This is a genomic window from Nocardiopsis sp. MG754419, from assembly GCF_018207095.1.
Taxonomy (GTDB): Bacteria; Actinomycetota; Actinomycetes; order Streptosporangiales; family Streptosporangiaceae; genus Nocardiopsis.
The window spans coordinates 1-22,509 of the sequence record NZ_QOCZ01000035.1; the positions used below are offsets into that span (position 1 = coordinate 1).

26 protein-coding genes and 1 tRNA gene are annotated in these 22,509 nt (G+C 70.3%); 16 read left to right on the top strand and 11 right to left on the bottom strand.

The window, feature by feature from the left end:
* Both DSY14_RS09585 and DSY14_RS09590 read left to right on the top strand, forming a co-directional pair.
* The coding region (locus DSY14_RS09585; RefSeq protein WP_211716146.1) for a hypothetical protein at nucleotides 1–724 on the top strand (724 nt) is incomplete at its 5' end.
* Between the two features lie 55 nt (nucleotides 725–779).
* Entirely contained in the window at nucleotides 780–1,481 is a 702-nt protein-coding gene (locus DSY14_RS09590; RefSeq protein ID WP_211716147.1) for a hypothetical protein, read from the top strand.
* Between the two features lie 85 nt (nucleotides 1,482–1,566).
* On the opposite strand, the gene DSY14_RS09595 is transcribed toward DSY14_RS09590, so the two are convergent.
* Nucleotides 1,567–1,716, bottom strand: a complete 150-nt coding sequence (locus DSY14_RS09595; protein ID WP_249187608.1) for a hypothetical protein — start codon at nucleotides 1,714–1,716, stop codon at nucleotides 1,567–1,569.
* Between DSY14_RS09595 and DSY14_RS09600 the strand changes: the two genes are divergently transcribed.
* A complete protein-coding gene (locus DSY14_RS09600) occupies nucleotides 1,708–1,893 on the top strand; it encodes a hypothetical protein (protein WP_211716148.1) in 186 nt (61 codons plus the stop codon). The genes DSY14_RS09595 and DSY14_RS09600 overlap by 9 nt on opposite strands.
* A gap of 7 nt (nucleotides 1,894–1,900) precedes the next feature.
* Here the strand turns inward: DSY14_RS09600 and DSY14_RS09605 are convergent, their stop codons facing one another.
* The 4 genes from DSY14_RS09605 to DSY14_RS09620 form a co-directional block, all read right to left on the bottom strand.
* Nucleotides 1,901–2,077 (bottom strand): hypothetical protein, encoded by a 177-nt coding sequence (locus tag DSY14_RS09605; protein WP_211716149.1) that lies wholly within the window; start codon nucleotides 2,075–2,077, stop codon nucleotides 1,901–1,903.
* 171 nt (nucleotides 2,078–2,248) lie between these two features.
* On the bottom strand, nucleotides 2,249–2,470 hold the full coding sequence (locus DSY14_RS09610; protein ID WP_211716150.1) for a hypothetical protein: 222 nt from the start codon (nucleotides 2,468–2,470) through the stop codon (nucleotides 2,249–2,251).
* 518 nt (nucleotides 2,471–2,988) lie between these two features.
* Nucleotides 2,989–3,062: transfer RNA gene (locus DSY14_RS09615), tRNA-Pro, on the bottom strand.
* Between the two features lie 73 nt (nucleotides 3,063–3,135).
* Nucleotides 3,136–4,056 carry a metallophosphoesterase gene (locus DSY14_RS09620; RefSeq protein WP_211716151.1) on the bottom strand — a complete coding sequence of 307 codons (921 nt, stop codon included), beginning with the start codon at nucleotides 4,054–4,056 and terminating at the stop codon, nucleotides 3,136–3,138.
* A 98-nt stretch (nucleotides 4,057–4,154) separates the two neighbouring features.
* Between DSY14_RS09620 and DSY14_RS09625 the strand changes: the two genes are divergently transcribed.
* The gene (locus DSY14_RS09625; RefSeq protein ID WP_211716152.1) at nucleotides 4,155–4,607 is read left to right on the top strand and encodes a GatB/YqeY domain-containing protein; all 453 of its coding nucleotides are present in this window, start codon (nucleotides 4,155–4,157) and stop codon (nucleotides 4,605–4,607) included.
* A gap of 128 nt (nucleotides 4,608–4,735) precedes the next feature.
* Here DSY14_RS09625 and DSY14_RS09630 read toward each other — a convergent pair whose 3' ends face one another.
* Nucleotides 4,736–7,132 carry a penicillin-binding protein gene (locus DSY14_RS09630; RefSeq protein WP_211716174.1) on the bottom strand — a complete coding sequence of 799 codons (2,397 nt, stop codon included), beginning with the start codon at nucleotides 7,130–7,132 and terminating at the stop codon, nucleotides 4,736–4,738.
* Between the two features lie 439 nt (nucleotides 7,133–7,571).
* On the opposite strand from DSY14_RS09630, the gene DSY14_RS09635 reads away from it, so the two are divergent.
* Entirely contained in the window at nucleotides 7,572–7,883 is a 312-nt protein-coding gene (locus DSY14_RS09635; RefSeq protein WP_211716153.1) for a WhiB family transcriptional regulator, read from the top strand.
* 40 nt (nucleotides 7,884–7,923) lie between these two features.
* On the opposite strand, the gene DSY14_RS09640 is transcribed toward DSY14_RS09635, so the two are convergent.
* Together DSY14_RS09640 and DSY14_RS09645 are read right to left on the bottom strand one after the other, a co-directional pair.
* The gene (locus DSY14_RS09640; RefSeq protein WP_211716175.1) at nucleotides 7,924–9,240 is read right to left on the bottom strand and encodes an ArsA family ATPase; all 1,317 of its coding nucleotides are present in this window, start codon (nucleotides 9,238–9,240) and stop codon (nucleotides 7,924–7,926) included.
* A gap of 71 nt (nucleotides 9,241–9,311) precedes the next feature.
* Complete coding sequence (locus DSY14_RS09645; RefSeq protein ID WP_211716154.1) at nucleotides 9,312–10,349, bottom strand: ArsA-related P-loop ATPase; 1,038 nt, start codon at nucleotides 10,347–10,349, stop codon at nucleotides 9,312–9,314.
* A 146-nt stretch (nucleotides 10,350–10,495) separates the two neighbouring features.
* Here DSY14_RS09645 and DSY14_RS09650 point away from each other — a divergent pair, with 146 nt between their 5' ends.
* The 4 genes from DSY14_RS09650 (at nucleotide 10,496) to DSY14_RS09665 (ending at nucleotide 13,000) form a co-directional block, all read left to right on the top strand.
* On the top strand, nucleotides 10,496–10,669 hold the full coding sequence (locus DSY14_RS09650; RefSeq protein ID WP_017606899.1) for a DUF4177 domain-containing protein: 174 nt from the start codon (nucleotides 10,496–10,498) through the stop codon (nucleotides 10,667–10,669).
* On the top strand, nucleotides 10,670–11,131 hold the full coding sequence (locus DSY14_RS09655) for a RidA family protein (protein ID WP_211716155.1): 462 nt from the start codon (nucleotides 10,670–10,672) through the stop codon (nucleotides 11,129–11,131).
* A 76-nt stretch (nucleotides 11,132–11,207) separates the two neighbouring features.
* On the top strand, nucleotides 11,208–12,047 hold the full coding sequence (locus tag DSY14_RS09660; protein WP_211716156.1) for an NUDIX hydrolase: 840 nt from the start codon (nucleotides 11,208–11,210) through the stop codon (nucleotides 12,045–12,047).
* A 146-nt stretch (nucleotides 12,048–12,193) separates the two neighbouring features.
* Nucleotides 12,194–13,000, top strand: a complete 807-nt coding sequence (locus tag DSY14_RS09665; RefSeq protein WP_211716157.1) for an MBL fold metallo-hydrolase — start codon at nucleotides 12,194–12,196, stop codon at nucleotides 12,998–13,000.
* A 583-nt stretch (nucleotides 13,001–13,583) separates the two neighbouring features.
* On the opposite strand, the gene DSY14_RS09670 is transcribed toward DSY14_RS09665, so the two are convergent.
* Nucleotides 13,584–14,258: a Crp/Fnr family transcriptional regulator gene (locus DSY14_RS09670; protein WP_211716176.1), complete on the bottom strand. Its 675-nt coding sequence runs from the start codon at nucleotides 14,256–14,258 to the stop codon at nucleotides 13,584–13,586.
* 287 nt (nucleotides 14,259–14,545) lie between these two features.
* Here DSY14_RS09670 and nth point away from each other — a divergent pair, with 287 nt between their 5' ends.
* The 3 genes from nth to DSY14_RS09685 all read left to right on the top strand — a co-directional run bounded on the left by nth (nucleotide 14,546) and on the right by DSY14_RS09685 (nucleotide 17,654).
* On the top strand, nucleotides 14,546–15,289 hold the full coding sequence (gene nth, locus DSY14_RS09675) for an endonuclease III (protein WP_211716158.1): 744 nt from the start codon (nucleotides 14,546–14,548) through the stop codon (nucleotides 15,287–15,289).
* Between the two features lie 506 nt (nucleotides 15,290–15,795).
* Complete coding sequence (locus tag DSY14_RS09680; RefSeq protein WP_211716159.1) at nucleotides 15,796–16,449, top strand: CoA pyrophosphatase; 654 nt, start codon at nucleotides 15,796–15,798, stop codon at nucleotides 16,447–16,449.
* Between the two features lie 26 nt (nucleotides 16,450–16,475).
* Nucleotides 16,476–17,654 (top strand): MarP family serine protease, encoded by a 1,179-nt coding sequence (locus tag DSY14_RS09685; protein ID WP_211716160.1) that lies wholly within the window; start codon nucleotides 16,476–16,478, stop codon nucleotides 17,652–17,654.
* A gap of 165 nt (nucleotides 17,655–17,819) precedes the next feature.
* Here the strand turns inward: DSY14_RS09685 and DSY14_RS09690 are convergent, their stop codons facing one another.
* Nucleotides 17,820–18,374, bottom strand: a complete 555-nt coding sequence (locus DSY14_RS09690) for an ATP-binding protein (protein ID WP_211716161.1) — start codon at nucleotides 18,372–18,374, stop codon at nucleotides 17,820–17,822.
* A gap of 13 nt (nucleotides 18,375–18,387) precedes the next feature.
* Nucleotides 18,388–18,735 carry an STAS domain-containing protein gene (locus DSY14_RS09695; RefSeq protein WP_087102608.1) on the bottom strand — a complete coding sequence of 116 codons (348 nt, stop codon included), beginning with the start codon at nucleotides 18,733–18,735 and terminating at the stop codon, nucleotides 18,388–18,390.
* 234 nt (nucleotides 18,736–18,969) lie between these two features.
* Here DSY14_RS09695 and DSY14_RS09700 point away from each other — a divergent pair, with 234 nt between their 5' ends.
* The 4 genes from DSY14_RS09700 to DSY14_RS09715 all read left to right on the top strand — a co-directional run bounded on the left by DSY14_RS09700 (nucleotide 18,970) and on the right by DSY14_RS09715 (nucleotide 22,463).
* Nucleotides 18,970–21,282 (top strand): DEAD/DEAH box helicase, encoded by a 2,313-nt coding sequence (locus DSY14_RS09700; RefSeq protein ID WP_211716162.1) that lies wholly within the window; start codon nucleotides 18,970–18,972, stop codon nucleotides 21,280–21,282.
* 302 nt (nucleotides 21,283–21,584) lie between these two features.
* The gene (locus DSY14_RS09705; protein WP_211716163.1) at nucleotides 21,585–21,773 is read left to right on the top strand and encodes a DUF4244 domain-containing protein; all 189 of its coding nucleotides are present in this window, start codon (nucleotides 21,585–21,587) and stop codon (nucleotides 21,771–21,773) included.
* Nucleotides 21,751–22,107 carry a TadE/TadG family type IV pilus assembly protein gene (locus DSY14_RS09710; protein ID WP_211716164.1) on the top strand — a complete coding sequence of 119 codons (357 nt, stop codon included), beginning with the start codon at nucleotides 21,751–21,753 and terminating at the stop codon, nucleotides 22,105–22,107. Before DSY14_RS09705 ends, DSY14_RS09710 begins: the two co-directional genes overlap by 23 nt.
* Nucleotides 22,104–22,463 carry an Rv3654c family TadE-like protein gene (locus DSY14_RS09715; RefSeq protein WP_211716165.1) on the top strand — a complete coding sequence of 120 codons (360 nt, stop codon included), beginning with the start codon at nucleotides 22,104–22,106 and terminating at the stop codon, nucleotides 22,461–22,463. Before DSY14_RS09710 ends, DSY14_RS09715 begins: the two co-directional genes overlap by 4 nt.
* Nucleotides 22,464–22,509 lie beyond the last annotated feature (46 nt).

A 22,509-nucleotide genomic window follows, 5' to 3' on the forward strand; every position in this document is an offset into this window, starting at 1 on the left:
GTCACCGCCCCCGCCTCCACCACCCCACGGTCCTCCGCCCTCCGGGTACCCGGCTCAGCCTCCCGCGCCCCGACGCGGGCCCCGGACGGCACTCACCGTCGCGATCACCGCGACCGCCACCCTGGCGGTCGCCGGGATCCTGACCTGGACCGTGTTCCAGGCCTTCGGGTCCTCCGCCGGTGTGACCCCGGCACGGGGGCTTCCCACGGACGATCCGTGCGCCTCCCTCGGGGAGAGCACCCTCGCCGAGATGGACGCCGAGGTCACCTCGTGGAACTCGGGCACCTACGCCGTGGGATGCACCTGGATGACGGGCCTGGCGGGTGGTGACGAGGTGTACCTGCACCTCACCCATTCCGTGGCGCAATCCGCGGCCGATGTCACCGTGATGGAGGAGTTCGGCGAGGAGGACGTGCCGCGCGACGCCGACGAACTCTACGAGGCCGCCGTCACGCGCGCCTCCGAGAGCCTCATCGAGGTGTCGGACGAGGGCTACGTCGACGCCGACCGGCGATCCCTCACCTACGGGGACGAGAGCACGATCGTCCTCCTCAACGTCGACTATGGGTACAGCGACGACCTGAACCAACGGGTGTCCCTCATCGTGCGCGAGGGCGACCTGGTGAGCGTGCTCTCCTACAACCTGAGTTCGATGAGCCCCGAACTCGACCTCGCCGAGGCCGAGGAACTGATCGCCACGGCGGCCGACGATGTCTTCGGCTGAGCGACCGTCCTTCTCCCCGAGGCCCGAGGATCACATCCAGAACAGGAGACCCGCCGTGTACAACGGCCCCCCGCAGCACCCCGCGCCCCCGGCCGGACCGGCGGCCTCCACGCCGCGTCGTTCGACCGGGCGGACGATCGCGATCACCGTCGCGGCGACGCTCGGCGCCTACGCGCTGGTGATCGGGGGTGTGAGCGCGGTCATGCTGGGAACCGGTGCCGACACCGCGAGCGCGGGTCCGGAGTTCGAGGGTCTGCCCACCCAGCCGTGCGCGGCTGCGGGCGGCTCCCGGCTCGGTTCCCTCTCGGCGCACATGCCACAGGCGAACCACACGGAGACCTACGCCACCTGCCAGTGGATCGCCGAGTACGGGGACGGGACCGACGGCACCCTCACCGTCCGCTTCCAGATCCCGACCGACACCGACAACGAACCCCTCCGCACCGAGGACGACGCACGGGAGCAGTACGAGACGGAGTCGGAGAGGTTGCGCAAGGGTGAGGACAGTGCCCACTGGCCCATGGAGATCCTCGACATCCGCGACCTCGACCTCGGCGACGAGTCGATCGTGTCCCATTTCCGCGAGGGCGCCGATGATCCGGCCGGCCGCGCCACGGTCCTGGTGCGCTCCGGTGCTCTCCTGGTCTCGGTCGAGGCGCGCGAGTCCTGGCACGAGCCCACGGGCGACCCCGATTTCACCGGAGACGAGGAGACCCTCATCGGCCTCGCCGAGGACGCGCTCAGCCTCGTGGAGTGATCAGCGGCCCGTCCCGCCCCGCCATCGCCCAACGCCGGTTCCGTCGGAACCGGCGTTGCGCCCTTTCGGGAGCTGGAGGCGCAGTTCAGAGCCGGTCCCGGCTCTGTCGGTCCCCGAGGGCCCGGAGCCGGTCGACGGTCAGCCAGGGGCGGGCCACGTGGATCATGCGGTGGCGGTTCGCGCACAGGAGCGCGAGGTCCTCCAAACGCGTCCGACTCTCCCCGACGTGGTGCAGAGGGACGACGTGATGTACCTCGACGTAGCCGCCCCCGCGGTCGTCGACGTCGGCCCGGAGACCTCATTCTCCCCGGTGCCGGCCGTGCTCGTCTCCGCGGACGTCATCGTGCAGACGCCGCGACGCTACGGCTCGGAGCACGTCTTCTCCAGATCCGAAAGTTCCTGCGCACGATAATTGCGCATCACCAGCCCGAAGAACACCACGGGAAGACGACGAACGGGACGCCCACGCCGAAGTACCAGGGCCGATCCGAGGCCATGAGAGCCCAGATCTTGCCCGCCGTGACCAGCGTCCCGAAGACGATGCCCGTGATCACGTCACGGCGCGAAAGCGTCGGTCGGTCGTTGTTCCTGTCCATGATCCCCATCCCTCAGTGCGGAAGGAGGTGAGCGAACGCCGACCACGACGGGTGGGACGACCCTGGCGGAGCGGCCCGCCCAGCCAGAGGCCCGGCAGATGGTCGCTGAGTTCCGTGGGTGCGGCCGGGACACGTTGTCTTGGCCACCGACATCGCCACCGTGGCCGAGGGCTACGGCTCTTCTGGGGCGGCGGGCACGTGCCGGCGTTGGCGGTAGAGAGCGTGTGCGAGCCAGAAGAGGTATCCCCCATTGGCGAGGAAGACCGCGCTGCTCACAATGATCGACATCAGGTGGTCCGCGTGAATCGCCGGCCTCAGGAAGATCAGCATCGAAACCATGAAACACACTGGCGCGATCAGGTGAACCCAGCGCACTGCTTTCCGGCTCTTCATCAGGACTCTTCCTGGCTGTTGTCGGTGGTGGTCTGACGACCCCATCCACGGGCAAGAGCAAGCGGGCTGGACTGCTCTCTCGAACCCGGGCCCGAGCAGGAGCCGAACAAGTCGCGGCCGACTACGGCGAGTGCACGAGGCCTGTCTCTCTACGGCGTACCGATATCGAGAGCGGCCAAACGCGGATGATCGAGTTCCCCTGCGGCTCCAGCCGCGCATCACGCCGGTCGGTCTGCGTAAACAGGAAACGGCTTCTGCGCAGAACTCAATGCGAAGAGGGCCGGCACCTGAACACCGAACCCGATCCCACGGTTCCCGGGCCGCCTGGGCGTGGTCGTTGGGCCAATGGATGTCGCACGGCTGCGGGCGCCGGATGATGAGGTACAGGTGACGCACGAAGGCTCGGCAGTGGCGTTCGGACCCCGGCCATGCGCGCTCGACACGCGTCGCGGCTGTGCCGGCCCCGGGCCGGGAAAACGAAGAACGGGTGCCCACCTGTGTGGACACCCGTTCCTTTGTCGGGGTGGCGGGATTTGAACCCACGACCTCTTCGTCCCGAACGAAGCGCGCTGCCAAGCTGCGCTACACCCCGAAGCAACGTCCCCAAGTCTAGCGGACTCGGGGAGTGCTCGCGACGCGGTTCACGCCACACTTCGACGCGTGGGTCAGGCCCCCGCGACCAGGTCCAGGAGAGAGGCCTCGGGGCGGCAGCAGAAGCGCACCGGGGCGTACGGGGACGTGCCCAGGCCACCGGAGACGTGCAGCCACGCCCGCCCGTAGTCGTTCAGTCCCCAGGCGCGCTTGCGGTCGATCCCGCAGTTGGTCACCAGGGTCCCGTAGTACGGCAGGCACAGCTGACCGCCGTGGGTGTGACCGGCCAGCAGGAGCTGATAGCCGTCGGCCTCGAACCGGTCCAGGTTGGCGGGCTCCGGCGAGTGCAGCACCCCCACGCGCAGGGCGGCGCCGGGGTCGGCCGGGCCGGCGATGGCGTCGTACCGGTCCAGCTTGATGTGCGAGTCGTGCACCCCCGCCAGGGCCACGTCCTGCACCCCGACCTTCAACGAACCCTTGTGGTTGTTCAGGTCCAACCACCCCGACGACGACATCGCCGCGCCCAGTTCGCGCCAGGGCAGGTCCGGCACCCGTCGCTTGTTGTAGTCGGTCTTGCTGGTCCGCCACAGGTACCGCGCCGGGTTCTTCAGCTGCGGCGAGAACAGGTCGTTGGAGCCGTACACGAAGGCACCCGGGCGGTCCAGGAGCGGCCCGAGCGCGTCGATGAAGGGTTCCACCGCCTCCGGGTGCGCCAGGGAGTCCCCGGTGTTGATCACCAGATCGGGCTCGTACCTCTCCAGCCCGCGGATCCAGTCGATGAGCATCTTCCGTCCGGGCGTCAGGTGCGCGTCGGACAGGTGCAGGACGCGCATCCGGGGGCTGCCGGGCGGCAACAGGGGGAGTTCGTACCGGCGCAACCGGAACCAGTTGCGTTCGATGACCGAGGCGTACCCCAGCCCGGCCACACCGACCGCGCCCGTGATCGCGGCCGCGCGCCCGATGCGGCGCAGGATTCGTCTGTCGTCGGCGCCCATCCGGCCCTCCTTCTTCGTTGGTCGATCGTCTCAGATCCTGAACCGCTCCGTGCGCAAACCGTTGGTCCGCGTGGGAGGGACGGCCATAGGATCAGGTCATGTCCGAACTCAAAGACCGCCTCAAGTCCGACCTCACCACCGCCATGAAGGCGCGTGACAAGGTGCGCACCGCCACCCTCCGCATGGTGCTCGCCGCCATCGCCACCGAGGAGTCCGCCGGTTCCGCCCAGCGTTCCCTGAGCGACGACGAGGTCACCACGCTCTTGATCCGGGAGACCAAGAAGCGGCGCGAGGCCGCCGAGGCCTTCGACACGGGCGGACGTACCGACGACGCCGCCAACGAGCGCGCCGAGAGCGAGGTCATCGCGGACTACCTGCCCCAGCCTTTCACCGATGAGGAGCTGTCCCGACTGGTCGCCGACGCGATCGCCGAGACGGGCGCCTCCGGGATGAAGGAGATGGGCAAGGTCATGAAGGTGGTCAACCCCCGGATCGCGGGTCGCGCCGAGGGTTCCCGCGTGGCCGCCGAGGTCAAGAGCCAGCTGGCCTAGCCGGACGGCACGGCCCAGAGCCGCCGGAAGCGGCGAAGGGGCGGGGTGATGCGATCACCCCGCCCCTTCCCTGCGGTCGCGCGCCCCCTGCGGGCCGCGCGACCCCTGCGGGCCGCGCGACCCCGCCGTCAGTTCCGGCCGTCGCGGCCGTTCAGCGGCCCCGCGGGCAGGACCGGGTGCCAGTCCACCCCGCCCGGACCACCGTCGGCGCTCTCGCGACCGGAGCCGTCACTGAGGAACACGTTCACCGTGGCCCCCTCGGGCAACCGGCTGCCGGGGTCCGGGTTGACCGCGGCCACCGAACCCTCGGACTCGGAGGACCGCAGTGCCGTACCGGACACGTTCACCGAGTAACCGGCGCCTTCCAGAGCCGACACCGCGTCCGCCTCCGACATACCGACCACGTTCGGCACACCGCCGTCGTCGCTGGCCGGGCTGGCCTCTTCGTCCCCGTCGTCGTCATTGCGCGGGGCACGCGGCTCGGAGGTGGAGCCGAAGCGGCCCGGCGCGGACGCCAGCTGCTCGGTGTCCACGCCCGCGTGGGCGCCGCGCATGGTCTCCTGCCAGATCGGTCCGGGGATCGTCGCCCCGTACACGACCGGGAAGTACCGGTCCCCGATGGTGACGTTGCGCAGCGGGTGCTGCTGCGGTCCGCGCGGGTCGCCGACGAACACGGCACTGGACATCTGCGGGGTGAACCCGGCGAACCAGGCCGCGGCCGAACCGTCCGTGGTACCGGTCTTGCCGGCGGCCGGTCGGCCGATGCTCAGGCTCGCGGCGGTGCCGCCGTTGAACGTCTGCGACAGCAGGTAGCTGGTGCCGTCCGCGACGTCCTCGTCGATCGCCCGGTCGCACTCGGGCTCGATGTCGATCGTGGTGCCGGACTGGCGGTCCTCGATCTGGGTGATCGCCTGCGGCTCGCAGTACATGCCGCCGGAGGCGAAGGTGGCGTAGGCGTTGGCCACCCGCAGCGGGGAGACCTCCTCGCTGCCCAGGGTGAAGCTGCTGTTGGCGAGCGAGTTGGCGTTCTCCGTGAACAGGGTGCCGTCGGCCCGCTTGAGCCCGAGCTTCTCGGCCATCTCCATCGTGTCGCACAGACCCGCGCGTGCCTGGAGCTGCGCGAAGTAGGTGTTGGAGGAGGCCTTGGTGCCGGAGATCATGTTGTGGTTGCCGGCGTTGCTGTCACCGGCGTTGCTGAGCGACCAGTTCTCCAGACGCCCACCGTTGCACGCGGTCTGACCGCTCACCGTGGTGGAGCTCGGTGAGTTGAACGAGGTGCTGAACGGCATGCCCTCGTCCAGGGCCGTGGCCAGGGTGATCGCCTTGAAGGTCGAACCCGCCTGGAAACCGCTGCTGCCGCCCCGGTCGGAGTCGGTGGTGAAGTTGATGGACGTCTCGCCGAGCCGGCTCTCGTCAGGACCGTAGTTACGGCTCTGCATCATGCCGAGGATGTGGCCGGTGCCCGGTTCGATGACGGCCTGGGCCGCCACCTTCCGCGAGTCGTTCTCCCGCGGCACCCACTTGTCCACGGCGTCCTGACCGGCCTCCTGCGTCTGCGGGTCCAGGGTCGTGTGGATCTCCAGACCGGCGGTGCGCAGCCAGCGGGCACGCTCGGTCTCGTTGGGCCCGAACCGCTCGTCCTGCTCGATCTCCTGCACCACGTAGTCACAGAAGAACGGTTGGTCGCTGGGCACACACCCGTTGGGCGGCGTGGCCAGGTCGAGGTCGAGCTCGTACTCCTTGGCCTCGGCGGCCTCCGCCTCGGTGATCGCGTCGGTGGCGACCATGCGGTCGAGGACGACGTTGCGTCGCTCCTCGGTCTGCTCGGGGAAGAAGCGCGGGTTGTACAGGTAGGGGTAGCGGACCAGACCGGCGATGGTGGCGGCCTGGTGCAGCTCCAGCTCGTCCGCGGACACCTGGAAGAAGTGCTGGGCGGCGGACTCGACACCGTAGGCGCCGTCACTGAAGTAGGCGATGTTGAGGTAGCCCTCGAGGATCTCGTCCTTGCTCATCCGCTGTTCCAGGGCCACGGCGTAGCGCAGCTCCCGGATCTTGCGGGAGATCGTCTCCTCGCGGGCGTGGTCCAGCTCGTCCTGGGAGGTGGCCGCCTCGATCTGTACGTTCTTGACGTACTGCTGGGTGATGGAGGAGGCGCCTTCGGTGTTGCCGCCCATCGTGCGGATGGCGGCGCGCAGCGTGCCCGACACGTCCAGGCCGCCGTGGTCGTAGAAGCGGGAGTCCTCTATCGCCAGGATCGCGTCGACCATGAGCGGTGAGATGTCGTCGATGTCGACGAGCTCACGGTTCTGGTCGAAGATCTCGGCGATCACGCCGCCTTCGCTGTCGTAGATCGTCGAGCGTTGAGGGGGCGGTGGGGTCTCCAGTTGACTGGGCATCTCGAGGAAGCCGTTGGCCACGTTCCTGGCGGTGATCCCCATACCACCGACCGCCGGAAGCGCCAACGCCGCCACGAGGAGGCCGGCGATCACGCCGACGACCATGAGTTGGCTGATTCTTTGAAGCAATGTCCCCTGACCCACCCCATCAGACTAAGTGACCGCGAACGCGTAAAAGCGGTGCGTTCGGTGACAGACGCCGCCTATTCACGCGGAATCGACCGTGCCGACGCACGAGTCGTGCCCCACGACCATCTTTCCACGGTTAACGCCGAACGGTCTCTCTGCGGTTCCGCCGACGGACACCTCACCGCTGGTCGCGGGAGTGTGGTCGGGCGGTCACGCAATGGCCCGCTCGGGCCATATCCATGAGACGGAAAGTGGGTCGACTGGGTTCTGTTGGTGAAGCGGTCCGAACCGTACTTTCGACTTGTGGGGGTGTGGTGACACCGCGCGTGTCCCCCACCCCGCCCGGTGACGGGAGGCCACCGTGCTCCCCTCCACTCAACCAGAGCACATCGACCACCCGTGACCGCGAGACCCATCACACGTCTGGGAAGTGGGCCACATGTGGACCGATCAATGGACGACGCAGGCTCTGTGCCGACGAATCGACCCTGACACGTTGTTCGTTCCGGGCGCGGCGCAGAACCGGGTCAAGGCCATCTGCCAGGGATGTCCCGTCCGCACCGAGTGCCTGGCCGACGCGCTCGACAACCGCGTCGAGTTCGGCGTCTGGGGCGGCATGACCGAACGCGAACGCCGATCACTGTTGCGCAAACATCCGGGGGTGACCGACTGGAGGACGCTCCTGGAGGACGCCCGCCGCGAGGGGGAGGCCGATCCGGCCCGCTACGCGCGGGACAAGCAGACCGCCTGAGTTCCGCCCCCGGGCGGGTCCCTCCTCCCGCCGACCACCCCTACCGTTCCTCGCCCGCCAACGCCGAGCCGATCTCGCGCAGACCCGCCAGGTCGTGCACGTCCTCCGCACGGGCGGCCACCTCCGTCACCCGGACCTTCGGGTGCGCGGACGACATCCGATCGCACAACAGACGTTCCCTCTCGCGCGTCCGCACACGTTCGGCGTGCAGGCGCAGAGCCGCCACGGCCAGGGGGTGCGAGTCCGCCAGGGACACGGCCGCCGCCGTCGCCCGCTCGGCGTCCAACTCCGCCCCCGGACCCGTCGGCAACGGATGCGTGCGGTTCACCACCAGTCCGGCGAGCGGCATCGAGTCCCGGTCCAACCGCTCCACGAAGAACGCGGCCTCCCGCATGGCGTCCGTGTCGGGCACCGCCACCACCACGAAAGCGGTGCCCGGAGCGCGCAGGAGCCGGTAGGTGCGTTCGGCCCGTTCCTGGAACCCGCCGAACACCGTGTCGAAGGCGGCGACGAAGGACCGCAGATCGTTCAGGAACTGTGTCCCCACGATCTTGCCGACCACGGAACCCACCACGTTCATGCCGGCTCCCAACAACCGGAACGCTCCGGAACCCGCAGGACTGAGGAAACGGATGAGCTTGCCGTCGAGGAAACGGCCGAGCCGCTTGGGCGCGTCCAGGAAGTCCAGGGCGGATCGGCTCGGCGGGGTGTCCACCACGATGAGGTCCCAGTCGCCGGACTCGCGCAACTGCCCCAGCTTCTCCATCGCCATGTACTCCTGCGTGCCCGAGAAGCTCGTGGAGAGGGTCTGGTAGAAGGGGTTGGCCAGGATCTGGCGGGCCCGTTCCGGGTCGGCGTGTCGCCGCACGACCTCGTCGAAGGTCCGCTTCATGTCGAGCATCATCGCGTGCAGGCTGCCCGCGCGGTCGTCGCCACCGTGGGCACCGTCACCGGGGACCCCGTCGGGATCGTCCGTGTCGCCGCCCGAGCCGCCGACCGTGGCCGCGTCCTCGCCGGGACCGACCCGCGCGTCCTCGCCGTCCGGGTCCTCGGCATCCCGGTCACCGGGACCCCGTCCCTCGACATCCGGACGCCCCGAGTCCGGGTCCCCGCCGTCCCCGCCGGCCAGGGCGGGCCGTGGCAGCGGGACCGGGCGCGGGGTGTTGTCCAACTCCACCAGCCCGAGGGACTGGGCCAGACGTCGCGCCGGATCCACGGTGATCACCACCGCGCGTCGGCCCCGTTCCGCGGCGCGCAGCCCCAGCGCGGCGGCCGTGGTGGTCTTGCCGACCCCACCTGCCCCACAGCACACGACGATCCGCGTCTTCGGGTCGTCCAGGAGCGCGTCCACGTCCATCCGTCGCGGTGCGGCGGTGTGCGTCCGGCGCGCCCCCGACGTGTCCGCTCGGTCCGTCCCCGCCTCGCCGTTCACCGACGCACCCCCTGTTCGGCCAGCCGGTCGGCCAGCACGGTCAACGCCGACCGGTCCATTCGGCCCTCTGCCCGGGGCAGCTCCACCAGGGGATTCCCCAGGTCCGCCAATCCCGTGCGCACCCGTTCCTCCAACCGGTGGCGCAACGCGTAGGCGCGCACCTCACCGGCGAGGTCGGCGGACAGGCGTTCCGGATCGGCCAGCCCCGCGGACTTCAGTCCGTCGGCGAGCGCCACCTCGTCCAGGTCTCCGGCGACCGCCTCCGCGACGTCGGCCTCGTCGAGCAGGGGCGGACCGACCATGTTCACCAGGACGGCGCCGGTCCGCAGCCCCAACGCCTCGATCTCGGCGATGCCGTCGCGGGTCTCCTGCGCGGGCATCTCTTCGAGCAGTGTCACGAAGTGCACGCGGGTCAGCTCGGAGCGGATGACCGACATGACCCGGTCCGCGTGCGAGCGGATCGGACCCGTCCGGGCCAGGCCCGCGACCTCGGAGTTGACGTTGAGGAACCGGCCGATACGGCCGGTGGGCGGTGCGTCCATGACCACCGCGTCGTAGTGGTGCGGGCCGTCCGTGGCGCGCGGCCCGCCTTCGCGGCGTCGGACCGCCTCGGTGGCCTTGCCGGTCAGCAGCACGTCCCGCAGTCCCGGGGCGATGGTGGTCGCGAAGTCCACGGCGCCCATTTTGGTGAGGGCCTGCCCGGCCCGCCGCATCCCGTAGAACAGCTCCAGGTACTCCAGCAGTGCCGCCTCGGCGTCGGCCGCCAACACCGACACCGACCCCCCGCCCGGGACGGACAGCATCCGACGTTCCTCGTACGGCAAGGGCCCGCTGCCGAGCAGAGACGCCACCCCCTGCCGGCCCTCCACCTCCAACAGCAGTACCCGTCCGCCGTCCGCCGCCAGGGCCAGCGCCAACGCTGTGGCCGCGGTCGTCTTCCCGGTGCCGCCCTTGCCCGTCACGATGTGCAGTCGGGCTCCGGCGAACGCTTCTCCTGGGCCGCCGCCACGCGGGCCGTGCTCACGCTCGTTCACCCCACGGAGTCTATGTGCGGCCCACCGACGTGGTCGGGTGCAGGGTGGGCCCTTCACCTGGCCTGCGGGGTGGGCACGGGTGAGTAAGGTGGCGGCGTTGAAGGGCGGTTCTTCGAGCCGCCGGTGATCGAGAGGGGTAGAGCCGGATGACCAAGTGGGAGTACCAGAGCGTCGCGTTGCTGTCGCACGCCACCAAGCAGATCCTCGACGGGTGGGGCGAGGACGGCTGGGAGCTCGTCAGCGTCGTCCCCGCGCCGCTTCCCGAGGGTGCCGACCCGCGTAACCAGCAGTACGTGGCCTACATGAAGCGGGCCAAGTAGATGGCCACCCCCGAGGAGCGCCTCGCCGAGCTGGGGCTCACCCTGCCCGAGGTGGTGCCCCCCGTCGCCACGTACCGCCCCGCCGTCCGCAGCGGTGACCACGTGTACGTCTCCGGTCAGCTGCCCTTCGTGGAGGGCAGGCTGCCGACCACGGGCAAGGTGGGCGCCGAGGTCGACGCGCAGACCGCCCAGGACCTGGCCGCCGTGTGCGCGCTCAACGCCATCGCCGCGGTGTACGCCGAGATCGGCGACCTGTCCAAGGTCGTGCGGATCGTCAAGGTCGGCGGGTTCGTCGCCTCCATCCCCGACTTCACCGGCCAGCCCGGGGTGATCAACGGTGCCAGCGAACTCCTCGGCAAGGTGTTCGGCGAGGCCGGGGTGCACGCCCGCGCCGCCGTGGGGGTGGCGGCCCTGCCGCTGGACGCCCCGGTCGAGGTTGACATGATCGTCGAGGTCCGCTGAGCGACCCGGGGACGTTTCCGGCTCCGGTACGAGCGTGGGCCGTGGCGCGGCTTTCGCGAACGACAGGAGTGCCCCGATGACCGAGAACGACGTCGTGGCCCAGGCCCGACCCGCCGCCACCGTGATGCTGTTGCGTCCGGTTGTGGACACCGCGGGCGCTCCGGAGGGGCGGCCCATGGAGGTCCTGCTCATGCGCAGGGTCCCCTCCATGGGCTTCGCCCCGGGCGCCTACGTCTTCCCCGGTGGGTTGGTCGACGAGCGCGACGCCGACGGTGACCTGCCCTGGACCGGCCCGAGCCCCCGCGACTGGGCGGGGATCCTCGGCGTCGACGTGCCGATGGCCCGCGCCCTGGTGTGCGCCGCGGTCCGGGAGACCTTCGAGGAGACCGGAGTGCTCCTGGCCGGTGAGCCGGGGCACGCCGGTGACACCGGCCTCACGCTGGACACCTCTGGCGAGGACTGGGAGCGGGATCGACTCGACCTCATCGACCATGCGTGTTCGTTCACCGAGGTCCTGTCCCGGCGGGGTCTGGTGCTGCGGTCGGAATGGTTGCGCGCCTGGTCGCGGTGGGTCACCCCCACGCGGCAGCCGCGCCGTTACGACACCTGGTTCTTCACCGCCGAACTGCCTCCCGGGCAGTCGCCCCGGGACGTCGGTGGCGAGGCCGACCACAGCCGGTGGGTCGACCCCGGAGTGGTCGCCCCCGAGTGGGAGGCGGGGCGGATGCCGATGCTCCCGCCCACCGTCATCGCTTGCGCGGAGCTGGCCGACCGTCGCACTCTCGAAGGTGTACGCGATGCCAGACGGGATATCGTTCCCATCGAACCGGACGTTCGAAAGATCGATGGTCGGCTCCGTGTCGTCGCCCCTGACGGCAGGGACTTCCCACTTCCCCACACCGACCCGACGCCCTGAGAACGACGTCGTGGGATCTTCGGATCATGACGAACACGGTGGGACCGTTCGACGGTACGGGTCGCCCCCAGGCGGATAGGTAACCCACCATGTCCCCTCGGCCATCCTTCAGATCAGTCCGGTTCCGGCGAGCGAAGCGAGGTGTGATGAGGATCGACGGTTCCGGGACGCTGCGCGCGGGATGCGTGCTGTGCCCCAACCCAGGCCCGATGACCTTGGAGGGGACCAACACCTGGATCCTGCGGGAACCGGGTGCGCGCGGGGTCGTGGTCGTCGACCCCGGCCCCCACGACGAGCGACACCTTGAGCGGGTGGCGCGCACCGTGCAGGAGCAGGGCGCACAGGTGCAGATGACACTGGTGACGCACCGGCACTTCGACCACACCGAGGGGTCCCGCTACTTCTCCGAGCTCACCGGAGCTCCGGTGCACGCGGTCGACCCGGAGATGCGGGTCGGCGGGGCCGGCCTGGAGGACGGTCAGGTGATCGACGCCGACGGTCTCCTGATCCGCGTCATCGCCACCCCCGGGCACACCGACGACTCGGTCTGCTTCCTGCTGGAGGCCGACAACGCGCTGCTCACCGGGGACACCATCCTGGGGCACGGCACCACGGTGATCGACGGAGACGACGGACTGGCCCCCTACATGGACTCGCTCTACCGTCTGCGCGCCCTGGTCGAGGAGTACCGGGTACGGACGCTCCTGCCGGGGCACGGTCCGATCCTCACCTCGCCGTCGGCGGCCCTGGACTCCTACATCGACCACCGGGAGTCACGCCTGGAGCAGATCCGCGGCGCGGTGGGGGCCGGCCTCACCACGGTGGAGGAGATCATCGATCGGGTCTACCCGGACATCGTCCTGAGCGTGCGCCCCGCCGCGGCCTCCTCGGTACGGGCACAGCTGCGGTACCTGGCGGTGCGGGGCGAACTTCCCCAGGGCATCGAGAGCTGAGTCGTGGTCGGGTCGGGGGCGTGCCCACGCCGCCCGGCCCGCCTTCGACCTCCGGCGTGTCCGACCGTCCACGGGAGGGACCGGCCGTCGGGCCGGTCGCCCGGAGCGCCGTGCCTTGTGCGGGGGCGCAGGGACCGCCCGCGACCTCCCTGCGCCGCGGGGGAGCCCCTGCGTTCCGCCGGGTGGGTGCCGCTCCACGGGTCCGTCCACAGCCCGAGCATCCGCCCTGGTGGCGCCTTCGCCGCTCGCGTAGCGTCGATCTCGGGGGGACCTCCCACCCCGGAGACCCCGTGCTGCCCGAAACCCGCCACACGGGTCTCACGCTCAACGGCCGCCTCCCCAATCCCACCCGGCCGAGCCCTCCGCACGGGCCTTCGTGTGTCCCCCGTGGCCTTGCACGGCCCCATCACGGCCGAGCCCTCGCCAGGACGGACCGAACAGCCCTCAGGGCCCCCGACCCCCGCACGCGGCGTCCGACGGCGTCCCACGGCGCTCCCACGGCGGCGCGAACACCTCCCACACAGCGCTGCGGCCGCCACCCCGGAGGGCGACGGCCGCACAGCATGCGCGTGATCTTGTTCGTCTAGCGGGCGCGGCGGCGCATCCGCTCGACGTCCAGCAGCACCACGGCCTTGGCCTCGATACGCAGCCAACCGCGCAGGGCGAACTCGGCGAGGGCCTTGTTGACCGTCTCACGGGAGGCGCCGACCAGCTGGGCGAGCTCCTCCTGGGTGAGGTCGTGGTGGACGTGCAGTCCGTCCTCGCCCTCCTTGCCGAACTTGTCGGCGAGTTCGAGCAGGGCCTTGGCGACGCGACCGGGCACGTCGGTGAAGACCAGGTCGGCCATCACGTCGTTGGTGCGGCGCAGCCGTGCGGCCAGCGACTTGAGCAGCTGCAGACCCACCTGCGGGCGGCTGGACAGGAACGGCCGCAGGTCGTCGTGGCCCAGACCCGCCAGCACGGAGTCGGTGACGGCCACGGCGCTCGCGGTGCGCGGGCGCGGGTCGAACAGGGACAGTTCACCGAACATCTCGCTGGGGCCGAGCACGCCCAGCAGATTCTCGCGGCCGTCGACGGCCGTGCGGGTCAGCTTCACCTTCCCGCTGAGGATGACGTACAGGCGGTCGCCCTCGTCACCCTCGTTGAACAGGGTCTGACCGCGGCCGAGACGCACCTCGTTCACCGAGGAGCGGAGCGCGGCCGTGTCCTCCTCGTCCAGCGCCTCGAACAGAGGAGCCTTCCGGAGCACCTCGTTGATCTCGTCCACACGTCCTCCTAAAACCTGACCGTCAACAGTGTGACGTATATCGCAACCGGGTGTGAAACCAGGTCGTTACCTCGGCTTGTCCGCCGGGAGACGACGCGCCCACAACAGCCGACGTCAGCCCATACGATCTTAGTCGCCGTCCGCCCGTACCAAGGCGATCCGCGCCGTACGACCGGGACATTGGTCGCATAATCCCTGCTATGGGCCGCATCGTCGGTGCGTCATCGGACCCGGTGATCCCGGGCCTACCCCCGCGGGAGGACGCCTACCCTGTGACGATGCCTCGTGACACCCCAGACGCGCCCGCGCAGGAGCCCACGCCCACCGGCGAGAGCCGGACGGCGCTGGTCCGCCGCGCCCGGAAGATGTACCGGGAGCTCTCCGAGCTCTATCCGGACGCCCACGCCGAACTGAACTTCACCACGCCGCTGGAGCTCCTGGTCGCGACGATCCTGTCGGCGCAGTGCACCGACAAGCGGGTCAACCAGGTCACTCCGGCGCTCTTCGCGCGCTACCCGGACGCCGAGGCCTACGCGTCGGCCGTGCGCGAGGAGTTGGAGGAGATGATCCGTCCGACGGGGTTCTTCCGCGCCAAGACCAACAGCCTGATCGGGCTCGGCCAGGCCTTGTGCGAACGACACGGAGGCGAGGTTCCTGGAAACCTCGCCGACCTGGTCAAACTACCCGGTGTGGGACGAAAAACCGCAAACGTACTGCTCGGTAACGCCTTCGATGTGCCGGGGATCACGGTCGATACCCATTTCGGGCGACTCGTCCGGCGGTTCGGGTGGACCACGGAAGAGGACCCGGTCAAGGTCGAGCACGCCGTCGGCGCGCTCTTCCCCCGCAAGGACTGGACGATGCTGTCCCACCGTGTGGTCTGGCACGGCCGTCGCGTCTGCCACGCGCGCCGGCCCGCCTGTGGAGCCTGTGCCGTGGCGCGATGGTGCCCGTCCTTCGGTGAGGGCCCCACGGACCCCGAGACCGCCGAGAAACTGCTCCGCATGCGCTCGTTCGCCTGAGCGCGACCGCTCTGTGCGGCCGTCGCGGCCCGCACCGTCCGGCCGACCGTCGGCCCCGGCCGGACGGATCGTCGCGGAACGCCCTCGTGCCGCAGGGGTCGTCGACGGCGGGCCTGAACGGGTCTCGTCCGACGAGGGCCGTCGATGGGGTCGCGCGCCCCGAGGCCCGATCGCCGAAGCCGCCGACGCCGTGACGGTGCCGGCCACGGGGCCGCCTCGCTGCGTTTGCGCGGCCCGGTGCAGGGGAAGTGGTCGGCGACGGTTTGTACTCTGATCACGTGAGTGTGCACACATCGGCTCCAGGGGAGGGCCCAGAGGCGGTTCGATCGTGTGCCCCGAGACCTCACGCACCGTGATGGGGTCCGGACGATCCCACCACCAGACGACCGGCCGGGACACCCGCGGGCGGCTACGGCCCCGGCGGATTCCCGCGACGCGCGAACCATGAGGCGTGCTCGCCCCGGCCACAGACGACGGCGCGACGACCCCCGGAACAGGTTCCACCCATGAACTCGACCCCGCTCTGGCTGTCCGCCCTCGCGGACGCCGCCCGGACCATGCCGGTGCCCGCACCGATGCGCCCGCCGGCACAGGGAGGTCGCGAGTCGGCCGTCCTCATCCTGTTCGGTGAGACCGACCGCGGACCCGACCTGCTGCTCATCCAGCGCAGGGACGGGCTCCGCCGGCACCCCGGCCAGCCCGCCTTCCCCGGGGGAAGGATCGAACCCACCGACCCCTCGCCCGAGGCCGCCGCCCTGCGCGAGGCGGAGGAGGAGACCGGGGCGGTCCCCGCGGGCATCGACATCGTGGGCCGACTGCCGGAGCTCTACCTGAGCTTCAGCGACTTCCGCGTCGCCCCCGTCCTCGGCTGGTGGCGCGAACCCTCCGAGGTGCGGGCCGCCGACACCGGCGAGGTGGCCGCGGTCTCCCGCGTGCCCATCGCCGACCTCGTCGACCCGGCCAACCGGGTCAAGGTGCGCTATGGCGACGGACCGATGTGGGGCCCGGGCTTCCGGGTCGACGACATGCTCGTGTGGGGCTTCACCGGAAAGATCATCGACAGCCTGCTCGCGCTCGGTGGATGGGAACTTCCGTGGCGTGAACGTGGTCTCACCGAGGAGTTCGAAGCCACCCCGCAGGGACTGCGCCCGGTCGGGTAACCGCTCACCTTTTTTGGAGGACAACCGTGCTCGACGCGGTTCTGGTCATCCTGTTGTTGCTGTTCGCCGTGACCGGCTACCGACAGGGGTTCATCGTCGGGGTGTTCAGCTTCGTCGGCTTCATCGGCGGAGGCGTCGTCGCGGCACTGACCGCCCCCGGGTACATCCAGCAGTGGATCGTCGATCCGGGACGTCAGGCCCTGCTCGCGATCGCGGTGGTGTTCCTGTCCGCGGCGCTCGGCCAGTTCATCGCCTCGTACCTGGGCACCCTGGTGCGCAACAAGGTCACCTGGGACTCGGCGCGCGTCGTGGACGCGCTCGGCGGTGCCGTCATCAGTGGTGTCTCCGTGCTGCTCGTGGCCTGGTTCATCGGGAGCACGGTCGCCAACTCGGCGCTGCCGTACGTCTCCCAGCAGGTCAAGGACTCGCGCATCCTCCAGTCGGTGGACGGGGTCATGCCCGACGCCGCGCACCAGGGGTTCTCCACCTTCCGCCGTGTGGTGGACCAGAGCGCGTTCCCCCAGGTCTTCAGTGGCCTGGGTACGGGTGAACTCGCCGAGGTCGAGCCCCCGGACCCGGACGTGCTCACCACCCCCGAACTCATCGAGTCGAGCCGCAGCGTGGTCAAGGTCCTGGGCACCGCCCCGTCCTGCCAGCGTCGGGTCGAGGGCACCGGGTTCGCCTACGGCGAGGACCGCATCATGACCAACGCGCACGTGGTCGCCGGTGTCACCGACGACCTGCGCGTGGTCACCAGGGACGGACACCAGTTGGCCGCCACCCTGGTGCTGTTCGACGCCCAGCAGGACCTGGCGGTGCTCCAGGTGTCCGACCTCGACCTCGACCCGCTGGCGTTCAACGTCGACGCCGAGCAGGGCGACGACGCGGTCGTGGCGGGCTTCCCGCGCAACAGCGGCTTCACGGCCGTGCCCGCGCGGATCCGGGCCAAGCAGACCGCGCAGGGATCGGACTTCTACCACTCCCAGCAGGTGAGCCGGGAGATCTACCAGGTCCGCGCGGTGGTGCGCCCCGGCAACTCCGGTGGTCCGCTGCTCGCGCCCGATGGAACGGTCTACGGGGTCGTGTTCGCGGCCGCCACCAACGAGGACGAGACCGGATACGTCCTCACCGCCGACGAGGTCGCCGAGAACGCCGAGGAGGGACTGACCGCCACCGACGAGGTCTCCTCCCAGACCTGCGACTGAGCCGGCCCCAGCGCGCCCTACAGCGCCGTTCCGGGCCCCTCCCGAGGCGCGCCGGCGGCGCGGGACGGGGACAGCACGAAAGGGGGCGCCCTCCCGGTGGCGAGGGCGCCCCCTCGTCGTGTCACATCGGCGGTCCGTACTCGGGGCCGGGGCCGCCGAACGTCGTCAGTTCGAGCTCGGTTCCTGGGGCTGGTCGGTGCTGAGCGGCCAGCTCATCCGCACGACCGTCCCCGTGTCCTGGGGATCGATGCTCACCTCGTCCGCGAGGCCGGTGATGACCGCCAGGCCGAGGCCGGGCGAGAAACCGGAGATCCCCCCTGGAGGGGTGTCGTCACCGTCGAGGAAGAGTCCGTCGAGCAACGGCTCGACGTGGTTGACGGTCTCCTCCGAGTCCTTGGAGGGGGCTCGATCGGAGACCACGACCTCGAACCGTCGTGTGGTGCTCCCGTTGGCCCGCAGGGCCGGATTCGAGGTGTCGTCATGGGGGTCCGATACCGGACCGGGTCCGCTACCGTCGATCAGCTGGAGCAGGATCGGCTGCGTCGGGCAGTGCAGCTTGTGGGCCGCCACCGCCCGGGAGCAGGCCTCACCGACCGCCAGCCTGATCTCGTCGATCGCGGAGGCGGCGATACCCGCCCGCCGCGCGACGGTCGCGGCCATGAGCCGAGCCGTACGCACGTGAGCGGGGAGCGCGCTGATCGTGAGCGTGATGGTCGCCATCGCTCGCTCTGGGCTACTTCGAGGAGCGCTTGTCGATGGCTTCCTGCACCGTGTCGTGGATGCCGAACACCTTGGTCAGACCCGTGATGCGGAAGATCTTCAGGATCCGCTCCTGGGTGCACACCAAGTCCAGCGTTCCGTCGTGAGCACGGACGCGCTTCAACCCGCCCACGAGCACACCGAGACCCGTCGAGTCCAGGAACTCCACCTTCTCCATGTTGACCACGAGGTAGAAGTTGCCCTTGTTCACCAGGTCGATCAGAAGCTCGCGGAGCCGGGGCGCGGTATAGACATCGATCTCACCCTCAACGACGACGATCTCGGTGTCGCCTTCGGTGTAATGATCAAGCTTCAAGTCCACAAGTCCTCCAGCGCCGAACCGCGAATTTTCGCGAATGGTCTCTGCCGGGCGTTACCCCACCAGCACGCATTCAACCACGAGTGTCGTGAGTGTCTGCCCGCCGTGAGGACGGGAAAACGGCGACCCCGCGCAACTGTTCCCTCGGATGTCACACTGAAACCGGGTTCCTCGGTGCCCGAGCCGCGTTCCGAGGGCCGTGTACTCGGTGAACGTGTCCAGTGAGGAGGGGTCTCCATGAGGAGATCGGAGCCCGAGCTCCCCGGTGTGTGGCGTGACGACACCCGGTACCCGCAGGTCACCCACATCGAGCACGTGACCCGGAACGCCGGAGTGAGCGGGGACTGGCCGAAGTGGACAGCCCCCCACCTGGTCGAACGGTTGACCGAACGCGGGATCACGGGCCCGTGGTCCCACCAGGCGGCCGCCGCCGACCTCGCACGTTCGGGCCACGATGTGATCATAGCCACGGGCACCGCCTCGGGAAAGTCGCTCGCCTTCCTTATGCCCGCAGTGGACGCGGTTGACGCGGGCGGAACGGTGCTCTACCTCTCCCCGACGAAAGCGCTCGCCCAAGATCAACTCAGGTGGATTACGGACCTGGGACTTTCGGGCATGCGGGCGGCCGTCTATGACGGCGACACCTCCCCGGAGGAACGCACCTGGGTGCGCGAGCACGCCAACTACGTCCTCACCAATCCGGACATGCTGCACCACGGAATGCTCCCCAGACACGGCGCGTGGGCGCGTTTCCTGCGCCGACTGCGCTACGTGGTGATCGACGAGGCGCACCGGTACCGCGGGGTGTTCGGGTCGCACGTCGCCCAGATCCTGCGGCGTCTGCGCCGGGTGTGCGACCGTTACCGGTCGGAGCCGGTGTTCGTGCTGGCCTCGGCCACCTCGGGGTCCCCCGCTGAGAGCGCCACCCGGCTGACCGGGGTGCCGGTGACCGCGGTCAGCGAGGACGGTTCGCCGCGCCCGGGTCTGTCCGTCGCCCTGGTGGAGCCGGAACTGACCGACCTGACCGGTGAACACGGAGCGCCGATCCGTCGCACCGCTCCGTCCCAGGCCGCCGAGATGCTGGTCGACCTGGTGCGGGACCGGATCCGCACCCTGGTGTTCGTGCGCTCGCGCCAGGGCGCGGAGGTGGTCGCGCTGACGGCCCAGCGCCTGCTCACCGAGCAGGGCGAACACGATCTGGCCGAACGGGTGGCCGCCTACCGGGGCGGCTACCTGGCCAGTGAGCGGCGGGACCTGGAGGAGGCGCTCCGTTCGGGGGAGCTGTTGGGCCTGGCCAGCACGAACGCCCTCGAACTGGGGGTGGACATCAGCGGCCTGGACGCCGTGCTGATCGCCGGCTGGCCGGGGACCCTGGCCTCCCTGTGGCAGCAGGCGGGCCGCGCGGGACGCCGCGGCAACGACGCGCTGGCCGTGTTCATCGCCCGAGACGATCCGCTGGACACCTACCTGGCCCACCACCCCGAGGCGATTTTCGGACGCTCGGTGGAGGCCACCGTCCTGGATCCGGAAAACCCGCACATCCTCGGTCCTCATCTGTGCGCGGCGGCGCAAGAGCTCCCGATCACCCGTGCCGACTTCGACCTGTTCGGAGCGAGCACCGAAGAACGATTGGCCGCCCTCGTGGACCGGGGTCTTGTGCGGAAACGCCCTCGGGGCTGGTTCTGGACCAGCAATGAAAGAGCCAGTGACCTCGCCGATATTCGTGGTGCCGGTGGGCCTCCGGTGCAGATCGTCGACACCGGCAGCGGGCAACTGCTCGGCGAGATCGATGAGGCCGCGGCCCACGGCACCGTCCACCCGGGCGCCGTCTACCTGCACCAGGGCGTCACCCACCTCGTCGACGACCTCGACCTCGACGAGGGGGTCGCCCTGGTGCACACGGCCGAGCCTCCCTACAGCACCTGGGCCCGCGACACCACGGACATCAGCGTCCGCTCGGTCCTACGGCAGGAGACGTGGCCCAACGGCGCCACCGTGCACTTCGGCGAGGTCGAGGTGGTCCGGCAGGTGGTGGGGTTCCTCAAACGCGACGTGCGCACCGGCTCCGTGCTCGGCGAGCAGTCCCTGGACATGCCCGAACGTACGCTGCAGACCCGCGCGGTGTGGTGGACCCTGACCGAGGAGGGCGAGAACCGGTTGCGCGCGGCGGACGTGGGCCTGCTCGGCGCCGCCCACGCGGCCGAACACGCCTCCATCGGCCTGCTGCCCCTGTTGGCGACCTGTGATCGCTGGGACATCGGTGGGGTTTCCACCTCCCTGCACCCCGACACCGGGCGCCTGACGGTGTTCGTCTACGACGGGTACGAGGGCGGTGCCGGGTTCGCCGAACGCGGCTACGCCGCCGCCCGCGAGTGGCTCGCGGCCACCCGGGCGGTCATCGCCGACTGCGAGTGCGACCAGGGATGTCCGTCCTGTATCCAGTCGCCCAAGTGCGGGACGGGCAATGAGCCGCTGAGCAAGTCCGGGGCGCTCCGGCTCCTGGACGAGGTCCTGGCGACGGGTTCCGAGGAACCCCACGCGAAGGACTGACCGGCGGGGCGGGGGCCCGTCCGTCCGACGGTGCGTCCGTGGCAGCCGGCGTTCCGAGGCCGGGGCGTGCCCGGATCTTCGAACAGGGGATCGGTGGATCCTCGCTGTGGGGGAGACGGACCCTCGGGACTCGGGGGCGGAAGTGGCCGGAGCGCAGGTGTGCCGGCGGGGTCGTGCCCGGGCCGCTGCGCCCGCGCGTGGAGTTGTCCACAGGCCCGCGAACGCCGCTTCCCTCGCCGCCCGCCAACGCCCAACCTGGAAGTGGGGCGGAACCCCGCCCGCCCCGTCACCAGGGAGGTCCCGTGTTCCCCTACCCGTGCCCGACCGTCCCCGCGACCCCGGACGACCGCGGCCTGACCACCGCCGAATACGCCATCTGCACTCTCGCCGTCGTGGCGTTCGCCGGGCTCCTCTACATCATCCTCACCGGCGACGCCGTCCAGTCCGCCCTGACCTCGACCATCGTCGATGCGCTCGGTTCCGACCGCTGACCGCGGCTCCACCACGATGGAGACGGCGATGGTGCTCCCCGCACTGCTGCTCGTACTCGGCATCGCCCTCGGGGCGATCGGCGCGGCCACGGCCCAACTCTCCTGCGCCGACGCCGCGCGGATCGGCGCCAGGGCGCTCGCACGAGGAGAGCCTCCCGAACGAGCCCGCGCGCTCGCCCTGGACGCCGCCCCGGCCGGTGCCCACATCGAACTGACCACCGACGACGCCATGGCCCGCGTCACCGTGCGGGCCAGGGTTCGGCTCGGGCCCGCCCTGACCCCACCCGTGGGGATCGACGGCGAGGCCGCAGTCCCCTGGGAACCGGGCCTGTGAGGTCCGGTGACGCGGGTTCCGGTACCGCGGGGAGTGTCTCCGTGTTCCTGGTGTTGATGTTCCTCACCTACGCCGGGTTGACCGGCGCGGCGCTCGTCCTGGAGCGGGAGCGCGCGGGAACCGCAGCCGACCTCGCCGCACTCGCCGCGGCGGACCGCGCCCACGAAGGTGAGGAACCGGCCTGCGTGGTCGCCGCCGAGACGGCCCGGGCCAACGGTGCCGAGCTGGACGGCTGCACCCTCGACGTGCACACCGTCTCCGTGACGGCCGCCCTTCCCTCGGCCCTCCTTCCCTTGACGTTTCGGGTCCGTGCCAGAGCCGGGCCCGTTCACGATCCCAACCAGGAGGTGGACTGACCGTCCACGCCCACACCCTCGTGCGGTGCGCCGGGGTGCGCTGCGT